This window comes from Pseudoalteromonas sp. P80D2 (assembly GCF_036680945.1).
Lineage (GTDB): Bacteria > Pseudomonadota > Gammaproteobacteria > Enterobacterales > Alteromonadaceae > Pseudoalteromonas > Pseudoalteromonas shioyasakiensis.
Map to the genome: position 1 here is coordinate 470186 of NZ_JAZDAR010000047.1, position 13353 is coordinate 483538.

Annotated in this window: 9 protein-coding genes and 2 pseudogenes; 7 read left to right on the plus strand and 4 right to left on the minus strand. The window is 41.8% G+C overall.

Translation table 11 applies throughout. The features are described 5' to 3' along the window. The first annotated feature begins 55 nt into the window (after positions 1 to 55). The 6 genes from VRK28_RS14180 to VRK28_RS14205 all read left to right on the plus strand — a co-directional run bounded on the left by VRK28_RS14180 (position 56) and on the right by VRK28_RS14205 (position 7604). The gene (locus VRK28_RS14180) at positions 56 to 3454 is read left to right on the plus strand and encodes a chromosome segregation SMC family protein (RefSeq protein ID WP_332394047.1); all 3399 of its coding nucleotides are present in this window, start codon (positions 56 to 58) and stop codon (positions 3452 to 3454) included. A 33-nt stretch (positions 3455 to 3487) separates the two neighbouring features. Next, positions 3488 to 4216, plus strand: a complete 729-nt coding sequence (gene zipA / locus VRK28_RS14185; RefSeq protein ID WP_062566961.1) for a cell division protein ZipA — start codon at positions 3488 to 3490, stop codon at positions 4214 to 4216. An 82-nt stretch (positions 4217 to 4298) separates the two neighbouring features. Beyond that, a complete protein-coding gene (gene ligA, locus VRK28_RS14190; RefSeq protein WP_062566962.1) occupies positions 4299 to 6320 on the plus strand; it encodes an NAD-dependent DNA ligase LigA in 2022 nt (673 codons plus the stop codon). Next, a complete protein-coding gene (locus VRK28_RS14195; RefSeq protein ID WP_058586219.1) occupies positions 6313 to 6657 on the plus strand; it encodes a DUF3392 family protein in 345 nt (114 codons plus the stop codon). Before ligA ends, VRK28_RS14195 begins: the two co-directional genes overlap by 8 nt. Continuing rightward, complete coding sequence (locus tag VRK28_RS14200; RefSeq protein ID WP_054553711.1) at positions 6654 to 7142, plus strand: DUF2919 domain-containing protein; 489 nt, start codon at positions 6654 to 6656, stop codon at positions 7140 to 7142. The genes VRK28_RS14195 and VRK28_RS14200 overlap by 4 nt, the downstream gene beginning before the upstream one ends. Positions 7143 to 7151: 9 nt before the next feature. Continuing rightward, positions 7152 to 7604, plus strand: coding sequence for a hypothetical protein (locus VRK28_RS14205; protein ID WP_253109198.1), 453 nt, complete (start codon positions 7152 to 7154; stop codon positions 7602 to 7604). Positions 7605 to 7665: 61 nt separating this feature from the next. On the opposite strand, the pseudogene VRK28_RS15940 reads toward VRK28_RS14205, so the two are convergent. Then, positions 7666 to 7746: pseudogene (locus tag VRK28_RS15940) on the minus strand (hypothetical protein); the annotation flags it as partial. 19 nt (positions 7747 to 7765) lie between these two features. Between VRK28_RS15940 and msrB the strand changes: the two are divergent. Continuing rightward, a pseudogene (gene msrB / locus VRK28_RS14210) lies at positions 7766 to 8128 on the plus strand (peptide-methionine (R)-S-oxide reductase MsrB); the annotation flags it as partial. A gap of 29 nt (positions 8129 to 8157) precedes the next feature. On the opposite strand, the gene VRK28_RS14215 reads toward msrB, so the two are convergent. From VRK28_RS14215 to VRK28_RS14225, 3 genes are read right to left on the minus strand one after another with little or no spacing between them, the layout of a single operon-like run. Next, on the minus strand, positions 8158 to 10107 hold the full coding sequence (locus VRK28_RS14215; protein WP_062566965.1) for an ATP-binding protein: 1950 nt from the start codon (positions 10105 to 10107) through the stop codon (positions 8158 to 8160). Beyond that, positions 10104 to 11480, minus strand: coding sequence for an extracellular solute-binding protein (locus VRK28_RS14220; protein WP_130166749.1), 1377 nt, complete (start codon positions 11478 to 11480; stop codon positions 10104 to 10106). The genes VRK28_RS14215 and VRK28_RS14220 overlap by 4 nt, the downstream gene beginning before the upstream one ends. Before the next feature lie 6 nt (positions 11481 to 11486). Further along, positions 11487 to 13121, minus strand: a complete 1635-nt coding sequence (locus VRK28_RS14225; protein ID WP_062566967.1) for a response regulator — start codon at positions 13119 to 13121, stop codon at positions 11487 to 11489. Positions 13122 to 13353: the final 232 nt, after the last annotated feature.

Genomic DNA, 13353 nt, shown 5'->3' on the forward strand with positions numbered 1-13353 from the left:
TACCCTAAAATGGGTTAAATTGAAGAATAACAATAAAAATCGGTAAAACAATTAGATGCGCTTAAGCACCATAAAATTAGCGGGTTTCAAATCGTTTGTTGAACCCACTAAGATCCCATTTCCTGATCAGATGACATGTGTTGTCGGCCCGAACGGCTGTGGCAAATCAAATGTCATCGATGCAGTGCGTTGGGTGCTAGGTGAAAGCTCAGCTAAAAACTTACGTGGCGATGCCATGACCGATGTTATTTTTAACGGCTCAACTAATCGAAAGCCAATTTCACAAGCCTCTGTTGAGTTGGTGTTTGATAACACCAGTGGTCATTTACCGAATACCTTTGCTGATCGAAACCAAGTGGCGATAAAGCGCTTAGTGACTCGAGATGGCCAGTCAATTTATTTTCTAAATGGCAGTAAATGCCGTAAGCGTGATATTACCGATATCTTTTTAGGCACAGGTCTTGGCCCGCGCAGCTATGCGATTATTGAGCAGGGCATGATCTCGCGTTTAATTGAGAGCAAACCGGCTGACTTGCGTGTTTTTTTAGAAGAAGCCGCGGGAGTTTCAAAATACAAAGAGCGTCGTCGTGAAACGCAAACCCGCATTAAAAGTACCCGCGAAAACCTTGAACGATTGCTTGATGTAAGGCAGGAGTTGCAAACACAGCTTGATAAGCTTGCAGTGCAATCAGTCGATGCAAAAAAATACCGAGAGCTAAAAGCCACAGAGCGTACCTTAAAAGGGCAAATTGCGGTTTTAAAGTGGCAGAAGTTACACCAACAACAAATTGATAAAGCTGAGCAAATTAATAAACTTAAAGAGCAAATTCAGTTCTTTAGAGAAGCGCACTCTGGCCACGATGACGTTTTAGCAAGCCTTGAAAATCAGGTGCAGCTTGAGCAGCAAAAACTGCAAGACGCACAGCAGGCTCAGCATCAAACTCATACTGATTTAACCCGCAAAGAGCAGCAACAGATCAGCTTAAAGCAGCAACAGCAAACACTTAGCCAAAACCTTATCAAACAGCAACAACTGCAGTTACAAAATAAAGAGCTGCAAGAAGAGCAACACGCCTCAGCCGCCATTTTACAAGAGCAGCTACAAGAAGCGATTGAGCAAAGTTTACTGTGCGCCGAGCAGGTTGCAGAGGTTGAAGAACAAGTCGCACAGCAACAGCAACAAACGCAAAGCGCCAATGAGCAATATCAAAGCACCTTACAGAAAAGCCAAGCTCATAGCAGTGATATTAATGTTGCAAAGAGTCAACAGGCTCACTTTGCCCAGACTGTTGCGCAACTTGAGTCTCAGCAGGCACAACTTGCCTCTGAAATTAATGAACTTGAAGCGACTCCAGTTGCAGCGCAAATTGCTGAGCAACAACAGCAAATTCAATCACTGACGAAAGAGCTTGCGCAGCAACAAAGTGCGCTAAATAAGCTCACTCAAAATCTAGAACAAGCGGATAAAGAGCAACAGCACTTAGAGCAGGACTTAAAGCGGGTTCAGCAGCACAGTAATGAAAACAGAGCCAGCATAGCTGCGCTTAATTCTTTGCTATCAGAGCAAACCGACAGCGAAAGTGTCTCTCTATTGGCGCAGTTAAAGGTGGCTTCTGGCTTTGAGCCGCTAATTGAACAAGCCCTACTTGGCCTTGAGCATCTAAAGGTCAGTCAACATAAAGAGCCTAACAGTGTTTGGCCTGCATCTGATGATGAGTTACCAAAAGAGTCATTAGCTAATTATATCGAATCGGGTGCTTACCCTGATTTATTAGCACGGTTTGCATTTCAACCTTGTTTTGATGACGCTATTTTGGCGGATCCATATTGGCTGGCTGTGATTGATGAAGAGGGCTGTATGCATGGTCGTAACTTTCATACCGATGCCAATAAAGACGCCGACAATTCTTTGCTTTTAAAGCATGCTCAGCTAAGTGATGCACAGCAGTTAGATGAAGAACTCAACGAGCAATTAGAAACTAAGCAGCAATTGCTAAATGAGCATCTAGCTCACAAGAAAACACTTATCGCCGACAAAGAGCAATACAGAGAACGAATTCACCAAGCAGCTCAGCAGATTGCATCGGCCAGCACTCGACGCGATATGTTATTAGAGCAGCAAACCCAGTGGCAAAACCAGCTTATTAAGTTGCAACAGCGTCAAACCTTACTGGCTGAACAAAAGCAAAGTGCTGACGAACAGCAACAAACGCAGCAGACTTTACTTGAGCAATTATTAGAGCAGCAGTTAGAACTTGAAACTGAGTTAGAGCAAGCAAAACACCTACAAGTTGAGGTAAATAACAACTATCGCCAAGTGGCTTCTATGCTTGAGCAATATAAAACGCAAGCACATCAAGCTAATTTGGCTGAACAAAAAGCTCGCAGTGAGTGTCAACTTAGCGAAACTAAACTACAGCATGCTAATGCCGCACAAAGTGCTGCCAGTGAAGCTGTATTAGAGCTCAACGAGCAACTAGAAGAGCTAGTGATCCCGCTTGAAGAAGTAGCAGATCAAATTATGCTATTGCTTGAAAAGCATCAACAAAGTGACGTTGAGCTGAAAAACTTGCAAGCGGCCTTGAGTCAAGCTAAAAAGGAGCTTGCTGATAAGCAAACAGCGTTGAAATCATCGCAATCTGAGTTGGTGACGTTACAAGAGCAGTTGCAAGCATTAGCGCTGGATGAGCAAAGTTTAATCGTTAAGGCGCAAGCTGCGTTAGAGCCACTTGAAGAACTGGAACAAAATTTAAAAACAGTACTTGAAGAACTGCCTGACAATGCCAATTTAAATAGCATGCAAACGAGGCTTACAAAAACCACGCAAGCTTTAAATGAACTTGGCGCGGTGAACTTAGCGGCAATAGATGAGTTTGAGCAGGCTAAACAGCGCAGCGATTATTTAAATCAGCAGCTTGATGATTTAACACAAGCATTAAATACCCTTGAAGGGGCGATTCAAAAAATCGACCGAGAAACAAAAAATCGTTTCAAGGCGACCTTTGAACAAGTAAATACAGACTTTGGGGAGTTATTCCCAAAAGTGTTTGGTGGCGGTAGTGCTTACCTTGAATTGACCAGTGATGATCTACTTGAAAGTGGGGTGAGCATCATGGCAAGGCCACCAGGCAAGAAAAATTCGACAATTCACCTGCTTAGTGGTGGAGAAAAAGCGCTGACCGCATTATCATTGGTGTTTTCAATATTCAGGCTCAATCCAGCTCCATTCTGTATGCTAGATGAAGTGGATGCGCCATTGGATGATGCGAATGTGGGTCGTTTTTGCCGTTTGGTAGAAGAGATGTCACAATCAGTACAATTTATTTATATCAGTCACAACAAGATTGCTATGGAAATGGCAGGCAGATTGACCGGTGTAACTATGGCCGAACCAGGTGTATCACGAATGGTCGCTGTAGATATAGAACAAGCTGTGCAAATGGCACATGCATAAAATTTAGGCATATCAAATAATAAAGGTGAGGGGATGGCCGAAGAATTAAGATGGGCTTTAATCGTAATCAGTGTATTTGTCATTGGTGGTTTATTAATTCACGGCTTATGGTCGGTGCGTAAAAAGGACAGCCCAGATACGCCTTCAGTTGAACGGGTTGAACCGAACGAAACAACCAGCGAGGTTCAAGAGCCTGCAACTGCAAAACCGCAAGAACGTGATGAGCCAGAGTTTGGTGATTTAAGCTTTTCAGCAGAAAGTCACGACGAACCAGCTGTTTCAGAACAGGTTGTTGAAGAGCCTGAAGCTAAGCAACAAGAAGTTGAAGAAGAGCCAGCAGATGCACAAGCTCCAACCGATTTCATTATTGTGCATTTACAAATGCCAGAGGGCTTAACAATGGATGGCAGCCAATTATTGCCAGCCGTTAATATGTTAGGCTTTAAGTATTCTGAAGAAGGTTTCTTTAACCGTCACTTAGACCCAGCAGGCACAGGCCCGGTGTTATTCCGTTTAGTGAATATGTACAACCCAGGCACGTTCGATATTGATAATATGGAACAGTTTAGTACGGCAGGTGTTAGCTTATTTATGACCTTACCATGTGATGGCGACGGTCTAAGTGCATTCAACATGTTGCACAGTGCAGCTAAAAAGCTAGCCGACGAATTTGGTGCAACGATTTTAGATAGCAACCGTGAAGAAATGACGGTTGAAAGCGTTCGTGAGTATGTTGAGAAAGTACGCAGCTTTTCAGCTTAGTCGCACACACAGAGTATAAGTATTAGGCCACTTGGCGTTAAGTCGTCGAAGTGGCTTTTTTATGTAGATTTTTGAGGTTTTCATGTCCAGCCCTATCTTTGAGCAAATTAGCCAACTTCGTGCCCAGTTAGAAGAGCATAACCATAATTATTATGTGCTGGATGCACCTAGCATTCCTGATGCTGAATATGACCGTTTAATGCGCGAATTAAGCGCCCTTGAGCAAGCTAATCCTGAGTTTCAAAGCCCTGACTCACCAAGCCAAAAAGTCGGTGGCGCTGCACTTGATAAGTTTGAGCAAGTCACTCACCAAGTGCCAATGCTGTCACTTGATAATGCCTTTTCAGAAGAGGAGTTTGCCGCCTTTAACCGCCGTATCAAAGAGCGAGTAATGGATAACAAGGAGCTGACTTTTTGTTGTGAACCAAAGCTTGATGGTTTAGCGGTATCAATTATTTATCGTGATGGTGTTTTAGTTCAAGCAGCCACCCGTGGCGATGGTATGGTAGGTGAAAACATCACCCAAAACGTGAAAACAATTCGTAATGTGCCGCTTAAGTTACGTGGCGATGACTTCCCGGCAGAGCTTGAAGTGCGCGGTGAAGTATTTATGGATAGTGCCGGTTTTGCCAAACTAAACAGTGAAGCCGAAAAGCGTGGCGACAAAGTTTTCGTTAACCCGCGTAATGCTGCTGCCGGTAGCTTACGTCAGCTTGACTCTAAAGTAACAGCAAAACGTCCACTGATGTTTTATGCCTACAGCACTGGGCTTGTTGCCGATGGGCAGTTACCAGAAGATCATTACCAACAGCTTGCTAAACTTACCGATTGGGGTTTACCACTTTGCCCAGAAACAAAGCTCGTTGAAGGTCAGCAAGCTGCACTTGATTATTATCAAGATATCTTGACGCGTCGAAGTAGCCTTGCCTACGAAATTGACGGTGTGGTTATTAAAGTAAACGACAAAAAACTACAAGAGCGTTTAGGCTTTGTGGCACGTGCACCGCGCTGGGCAATTGCTTTTAAATTCCCAGCACAAGAAGAAATCACCCAATTACTTGATGTTGAGTTTCAGGTAGGGCGCACAGGTGCAATCACCCCTGTAGCACGATTAGAGCCAGTATTTGTAGGTGGCGTAACGGTATCTAACGCAACGCTTCATAATGGCGATGAAATTGCCCGTTTAGGCGTTAAAATTGGCGATACCGTGATTATTCGCCGTGCAGGTGATGTTATTCCGCAAATTACCCAAGTTGTCCTTGAACGTCGCCCTGACGATGCTAAAGACATTGAATTTCCTGCTACTTGCCCAATTTGTGACTCACATGTGGAGCGCATTGAAGGTGAAGCGGTTGCCCGTTGTACTGGTGGTTTAGTGTGCCAAGCGCAGCGTAAGCAAGCAATTAAACATTTTGCGTCACGTAAAGCCCTTGATGTTGATGGCTTGGGCGACAAAATTGTTGATCAACTTGTTGATCGTGAGCTTATCAAAACGCCTGCTGATTTATTTATCCTTAAACAAGGGCATTTTGAGTCCCTAGAGCGAATGGGCCCTAAATCTGCTAAGAATTTAGTTAATGCACTACAAGATGCGAAACAAACAACCTTAGCTAAATTCCTATATTCGTTAGGTATTCGTGAAGTGGGTGAAGCAACCGCGCAAAACTTAGCAAACCATTTTTTAACTCTAGAAAAAATCACTCAAGCAAGCGTTGATGCGTTAACTGAAGTAAGTGACGTAGGTGAGATCGTTGCTAAGCATGTACGTGGCTTCTTTAGCGAAGAGCACAATATGGCAGTTGTAAATGCGTTAGTTGAGCAAGGTATTCACTGGCCAGAATTAACAGCGCCGAGCGCCGATGCGCAGCCATTAGCTGGCTTAACTTACGTACTGACCGGCACATTGAGTGAGCTTAATCGTAATGATGCAAAAGCACGTTTACAAGCGTTAGGTGCAAAAGTGTCGGGTAGTGTATCGGCGAAAACAGATGCACTGATTGCGGGTGAAAAAGCAGGCTCAAAATTAACCAAAGCACAAGACTTAGGCATTGATGTGTTAACTGAGGCTGACCTCATTGCACTTTTAAGTGAGCACAATGGATAGTCTATTGCAGGCATTGTCGTCAGTTGCTCTAACAATTGGCAGCTGGCTGCAACCACACCTTTACAATATTTCATTATTGCTGGTGGTGTGTTTTATATCCTTGTATGCAAACGATATTATTAAAGTGACCAAGCGCTTTGTCGCGCGTCGTCACTTTATTATTCGCGTGCTTTGCTTTGTGTTGGTCACAGGGTTTGGCATGGGCTTACTTGTGGTGTTTGTAACTCCATTTTTAAGTAAGTTGCTACTGCTACTCGGTGTTAAATGGCTGGCGCTTACACTTACAGCTGCGTTTTTTGTACTTGGCATCATTGCCGATAAGAAGAACCAAATATGAATCGCTACGGTCCAGAATACTGGGATAAACACGGCGCTTATCGAACCCCAGTGGCGTTTCATTTAACTTTGTTAGTGTTGTTACGCAGTTACTTTATATGGATTATGGCGGCGCTCAGCCGTCGCCCTGATTTAGATATCATGTCGCTGTTTTTTAAGTCGAAAAGCGATTTCTTTACAGCCATTGCCATTGCGGCAATCGCCTTATTACCGGCGGTGATCTTTTGTTTACGCCGACCTCAAGAAAATGCTGAAAGTGCGAAACGTCTGGCGTCTATATGGCGTTTTATGCGCTGGCCATTAATTTTGTGTGCAATCACAGATTTAAGTTGGTTAACCTATCAGGCTGCGCACAGTCACTATCAGTTTTCGTTTTTCTTAGCGTGCCAAATGGTACTTGTGTTATGGGTACTGTTATATTTATTAAAAAGCAGATATCTGTCGGTCTTCTTTAATGATTGGCCAGATCCAATTGAAAAGAAATAGGGCTGCAATATGTTGGCAATTAATAAGCTTTTAGCAAAAATTTCACTCACTATCGCGCTGGTATTAATTGTTTTATGGGTATTTACGCCACTTTGGCAAAGTGCTGCATTTTCGTTGTTTGTGATGTTATGGGGCTTTATAACGCTATCAAGCCTCTATCGAGTCACGCCGTTATTTGTAGCGCGTAATCCCATTACTGATTTACTAAAGCGTGATGTAAATCAGCTAGCGCTGATAAGTTTGGCTGGTATATTCGATTTTAAGCGCAAAGCTGAGTTTGTATTAATTGGCCAAATTAAGCAGATTGAAATCGGCGAAGGGATAATCCATGTAACTGATGTCAATGACCAGCTGATAACAGCCGTATTAAGTGTTAACAGCAGCCAAATAAATAGTCATTTAGCACAGCTACTTTCTGAGCGTGAACGTGCACAAATAGATATTCGGCTGCAAACACAGTAATTACTAGACGCACGTTGCTTGCCCTTCGTAGTGCTTGTGATGTACTGTGCAACTGTTGTATTCAACCCTGAGGGAGCATTATGTTAACTTGGCAAGATATTTTAGAGTTTGCCCATAACGGTAACCCAACACCTTCACGTCGAGTCGAAAAATCGCCATCGGAATGGCAAGCTGAGCTCGAACAAGATGCATTCTATGTAACCCGTTTAAAAGGCACCGAACGTCCGCACAGCTCTGATTCATGTACGATATTTGAACCAGGTCAATATGCGTGTGTATGTTGTGACAACTTACTTTTTGATGGCGATGAAAAGTTCGATAGTGGCACAGGCTGGCCGTCATTTACTCAGCCTAGCAGTGTTGAAAGCATTGCCTATATCGCGGACTCTAGCCATGGTATGCAGCGCATTGAAGCCGTATGTAATGTTTGCGATGCACATTTAGGACATGTATTTCCTGATGGTCCACCGCCAAGTGGCTTACGCTATTGCATGAATGCTATAGCGATGAAAAAACGCGACTAAGGCGTGTTTAATCTCTATCTAATTATTACCTAATCTAAGTATTGAGCAATGATGAAAATAAGGTGCTCACGGTGAATTGGCTTACTGATTATGTAGTCTGTCAAAATACTGGATTGCGCCTTATCATCTTTTAATACCGATGCTGTAACCGCAATGATTGGAATATGCTTGAAGCGATCATCACTGCGAATTAACTGACTTGCTTCTAATCCGCCCATTACCGGCATTTTTAAATCCATGATGATTAAATCAGGCTGATGCTGCTCAATTTTTTTAAGGGCATCTTCACCATTGATAGCCGTGTCTACGGTAAAGCTCCAGCGCGATAAAAAGGACTCTAAATAGTCACGGTTGTAGGGAATATCATCAACAATCAAAATTCGAGCAGGATTAAAGTGGTAGCTCGAAATAGCGGGGTAGTTACGATGTTTCACTTCATTTTTAGACTCAGCTAATTCAACATTTGGTAAAGACACGATAAACTCACTGCCTTTATCTTTATCGCTGATCACCGATAACTCACCACCCATTAGCTTGATAAAACGCAGTGAAATCGCAAGACCTAATCCCGTTCCACCAAACTCCGAACTACGTTGGCCTTGTACTTGTTCAAAATCATTAAAAATAAGATCTTGTTGATCTTTAGGAATACCCTTACCTGTGTCTGTGACATGAATTTTGATATCAATATTGCTGTTGTCATCGTGGGCTTTAAAATCGAAATACACTTTAACACTGCCTTGTGCAGTGAACTTAATGGCATTACTGATTAAGTTGGTTAGTACTTGGCGAACTTTATTGCTATCAAGTAACACAGGGGTTGTTAACTCTGGGTGAGAGCTTATTTGTAAGTCGAGATCTTTTTGCGCACTGAGTTGTAAAAACATCATATTAAGCTCATGGCACATTTTAGGGATTTCTACACGCTCAATATCGAGTTGCATTTTACCAGCATCGATTTTTGATAAATCGAGAATGTCATTCAAAACATTAAGCAGTGAATTACCAGAGATTGATATTGCTTCTAAGTAACGACGCTTATTTTTATCTGTTTCGCTATCTTGTAGTAATTGGCTAAAACCTAGCACTGCATTGAGCGGAGTTCTTAACTCATGCGACATATTAGCTAAAAAGCGACTTTTAGCCTGATTTGATTGTTCAGCTTGCTCTTTAGCGTCAAGGTACTCTTGAGTGCGCTTTGCAACGGTGTCTTCAAGTAAACTATGTTGTTCATGCATGCTGTTTATCTGCTGTCTAACCGCAGCGCGCATCATTTTAAAGCCACTGGCGAGAGTACCTATTTCATCTTGGCTCTTTATATTAATAGGGCAGTTTAAATCACCCGTGGTCACGGCATGAGAAAACTCCACGAGCTGATCAATGGGCTGCAAAATAATTCGGCGAATAATGATATAGGCGATGATAAGTGCGGTTAACAGGTAAATAGCAAACAGCGAAACCGCATTGCTAATAATCGATTTGGTCTTTAACGCTAAGTCTTTATCTGAAAAACTCACCATAACGTAACCGATATTTTCGCCCTGAAAGTTGCTAATTGGCACAGCAACAACATATTGCTGCTCCATGGCTACAATGACATTATGCTTAGGATTGAGCTGTTTTAGCAGCTCTTGGTTAGTTTCTAGGGTATCTACTTTACTGTTATCCGGGTGGGCGGCGATAAAATTATTTTGGTCGATAAAGTAAATCGTTTTTAAATCATCAAAAGTATTATTTTTTAATATGTTCTTTAGGGTAAGACCCTGAATTTTAAGCACCCAACTCCCCACGGTATTATCTTTTGTGAGGCTATTTATTTCTGACAACATGGGCGAGACAATCGCATCAGCTTTTTCACTCATGTTCAAAAGTGTTTGCTCTTTAAGCTCCATTACATGCAACGACGTACTTGCCCCTAAAATAAGGGTAATGGTAAAGCCAATGATCATTAAAATTTTGTGGGCAATACTAATTCTCATTGCTCAATATTGCTCCGTACTTTTAATGCTTGCATATTAGCGTTGATTTTTGCGTCTGTGCTTTTGATTGATTGTTTTATATCTGCACCATAGAAAATTTGGCTAAAGGTTTGCGAAATAATTTCGCCAATAACTGGAAACTCGACCATGCCAGCCTGAAGGCGATCAGGCGTTGCATGCTCAAACACCCATAACATGGCTTTATTAAAGCCAGGTTTGTTTACTAGAGTAAACAGCTTTTCGTGCCACACTTTTTGTCTAGGCGGTGAACCTCCTGTACTAAGTAGTGCGGCGGTCTGCTCACTGGTTGCCCATTGAATAAATAACCATGCAGCATCTTTGTTAGTTGATTTGCTATTAATTGCAAATGCCCATGCCCAAGGAGATGTTTCTCTGGCGATTGGACCTGCAGGCAAGGGGGCTGCTTCCCATTTATTCCAAATATCTGACTCTTCGGCGGTATCTATTTCATTATAAAAATGAGAAGCCAAAAAGGCCGAAGCAAGGCGGCCTTCTTTAAACAGGCGACGAATTTCATAAAAATGCAGTAAGCGGCTGTTATCTGGATTGCCGAACCCTGTTACTAGGTCGCGATACACTTGTAGGCTTTGTGCCGTTTCAGGGCTATTAAAAACAGACTGGCCCTGCGCGTCGATAACTTCAGCGCCATAAGCACGCATAACAGGTAACACAGTCCAAGTGTTTAATCCTGCCCCCGGCAGCGTACGTGAGGCAAATGCATGCATACCATTTAAAGAAGGAGTACGGTCGATTTCTCGTTGTAACTTAACCTTGGTTGCTTGTAGTTGCTCGTAGGTATCGGGAACTGCTAAGTTAAAACGTTCGAAAAGATCTTTGCGATAAAAATAAATTGGCGCAGAAAAATCAAATGGTAACGAATATAGCGTGTTATCAATTTTACAAAGCGCTAGGCTACGCTCACTAATGTCTTCTAACTGATACCAAGTTTTGTCTGTCAGTTTTGGGTTATCAATGTAAGGCTGCAAGGGCTCAATCCAGCCTTGGCTTTGCGCTTCACCTAAAAAGGTAATCCCCATCGGCAGTACATCGTAAAGCCCAGAAGCCTCGCTTAAATCTTGATGGCGACGAACACGCATTTGTGATTGTTCTAAAGCATGAAAGCCAACAGAAATTCCTGTTAGCTGCTCAAATAAAGGAATGTAGGGTTTTAACGCCATAAATGCAGGCTGCTCATCAGCCAAAATATTGATATGGCTGCCTGCTTTACTTTGCCAATTGATACTGGCTTGTTGCCAATGTTGTAATGTTGCTGAGGCAAAGCTGTATTGGCAAAATATTAAAAGCGCAACGCTTAGGAGGGGCTTTTTAAATTTAAACAAAGAAGATGCCATACGCAATTACTCAGCAAGCTTAATTTTTAACTTTGCAGCCAGGGCTTTAATTTTTTCAAAGCGGATTGCTTGTTCATCTTCTAATGTTTGCGCATCGAGCAAGGCAAAACATTTTTTCGCCAGCGCTAAATTAAATGATTGGCCTTGGTTATTTGTATCGAATAAACATTGCAGTAGGTTTAAAGCGATGCTGGCATTTTTAGGCATGATCCTAAATGCTTGGGTGAAGGCTTCTAGCGCCGTATTGAGCTGACCTTTATTAAATTGTGTTACAGCGTGATTATTGAGCTCTTTCGGACCGAGCTTGATATCTCGTCGTTCAGTTTGTTGTTGTTGAATATAACGTAAATACACCGGATCGCTAACTGATGGGTGGCGTTCACAGTGAGTTATTATTTGGTTAAATAGCATCTGTGCTTTGTGGTGAAAACCAAGCTCATGAAACGCTTTCGCCTTATCGAGCGCACCATCTACTGAACGAATTTGAGTGTCACTTTCATCAAGTTGATTGATAAGTGCTTTAGCCTTTTGATGTTCATCCTTTAAATAATGCAAACGCGCATTGAGAACATCAATTTGTGTTTGATTATTACTATTCGGAAACTGCTTTTTTAAATCACTTAAGTACTGGTTTGTCTGTCTTGAAATACGATTAACTTGATCGGTTTGATCCGTCGTTAAAGCAAAATCAATCCCTGCGCGCGCCGCATTTAAATATATATCAGGGTTATCGTGAATTGAGTGTTTTGCGTAACTGGCAATGTCTTTTTGCGTTAAATAATTCTTTTCATAATCGTGATTAAGCAGTGATACATGACTTAAGGTTTTCTGGCGGTCAATGTTACGCGGGGCAATTTCAACAGCTTTACTAAAAAAATCCTGTGCCTCATCAAATTTATTGAGTTTTATTTCTAATCGACCCAGTAAATCAAGCGCAACTAGTCTAGTTTCACTGCGCTGCAACATCGTCTTAAGCATGCGGTGTGCTAGGGTATGTTCATTATTAGCAATAAGCGCTTCGACTAAACCAACTTTTGCCCAAGTAAATTTTTGAATATCGAGCACTGATTTAAAAAAGGTTTTGGCATCTTCAAAGCGCTTAAGGCGAAGTAGGGCGTCGCCTTTTAATCTCAATAGAATGGCGCTGTAACTATTACCTTTGTTTTGCAGCAAGGTATCAATTTGTTTAATTGCTTTGGAGTCATTCCCATCATCAATAAGTTGATAAATTTGATGTAGGTTACTTTTGCGCAATAACACTTTTTCAATACGATTTTTTAATTCGTTAATTGTAAAGGGTTTAACTAAGAAATCATCTGGTTGTAGCTCGAGTACACTGTGAACTAACGAGCCACTTGTTTCAGCTGAAATAAAAATAAAGCCGGTAGAGTTTTTTATAAGACGTTTAGTTTTCAGCTCTTCATAAAGCTGATAACCATCTTGATGTTTACTAAGGTTAAATGAACAAACGATGAGATCGAACTGCTCAATTTGACATTGTTCTTTTGCTGCAATTGCATGCTCAGCAAAACGCAACTGACGAAACCCCAATCCCTCTAAGGACTGTTTCATATAGCTTTGAGCAAGTGGCTGCTCTTCAACTATTAAAATTTTGGCTTTCGAAAAAATCTTTGCAGGCATTGGACTTGCGACTAAGTGACATTAACGATGACTATAATAAACAGTCTAGCTGCTGACAAGGCAAATTACAGCTTTTGCAATGATTTAAAGTTTAGCTTTGGGTTATATCAATAAAGGGAGTAGTGAGTGATAGATATTAGAAGTTAGATATTAGAAGTTAGATATTAGAAGTTAGATAGTAGAAGTTAGATAGTAGAAGTTAGATAGTAGAAGTTAGATAGTAGAAGTTAGA

Bases quoted from the DNA above. Each gene is read 5' to 3' on its own strand.
- VRK28_RS14180 (WP_332394047.1), top strand. From the start codon at position 56: ATGCGCTTAAGCACCATAAAATTAGCGGGTTTCAAATCGTTTGTTGAA.
- zipA (WP_062566961.1), top strand. From the start codon at position 3,488: ATGGCCGAAGAATTAAGATGGGCTTTAATCGTAATCAGTGTATTTGTC.
- ligA (WP_062566962.1), top strand. From the start codon at position 4,299: ATGTCCAGCCCTATCTTTGAGCAAATTAGCCAACTTCGTGCCCAGTTA.
- VRK28_RS14195 (WP_058586219.1), top strand. From the start codon at position 6,313: ATGGATAGTCTATTGCAGGCATTGTCGTCAGTTGCTCTAACAATTGGC.
- VRK28_RS14200 (WP_054553711.1), top strand. From the start codon at position 6,654: ATGAATCGCTACGGTCCAGAATACTGGGATAAACACGGCGCTTATCGA.
- VRK28_RS14205 (WP_253109198.1), top strand. From the start codon at position 7,152: ATGTTGGCAATTAATAAGCTTTTAGCAAAAATTTCACTCACTATCGCG.
- VRK28_RS14215 (WP_062566965.1), bottom strand. From the start codon at position 10,107: ATGAGAATTAGTATTGCCCACAAAATTTTAATGATCATTGGCTTTACC.
- VRK28_RS14220 (WP_130166749.1), bottom strand. From the start codon at position 11,480: ATGGCATCTTCTTTGTTTAAATTTAAAAAGCCCCTCCTAAGCGTTGCG.
- VRK28_RS14225 (WP_062566967.1), bottom strand. From the start codon at position 13,121: ATGCCTGCAAAGATTTTTTCGAAAGCCAAAATTTTAATAGTTGAAGAG.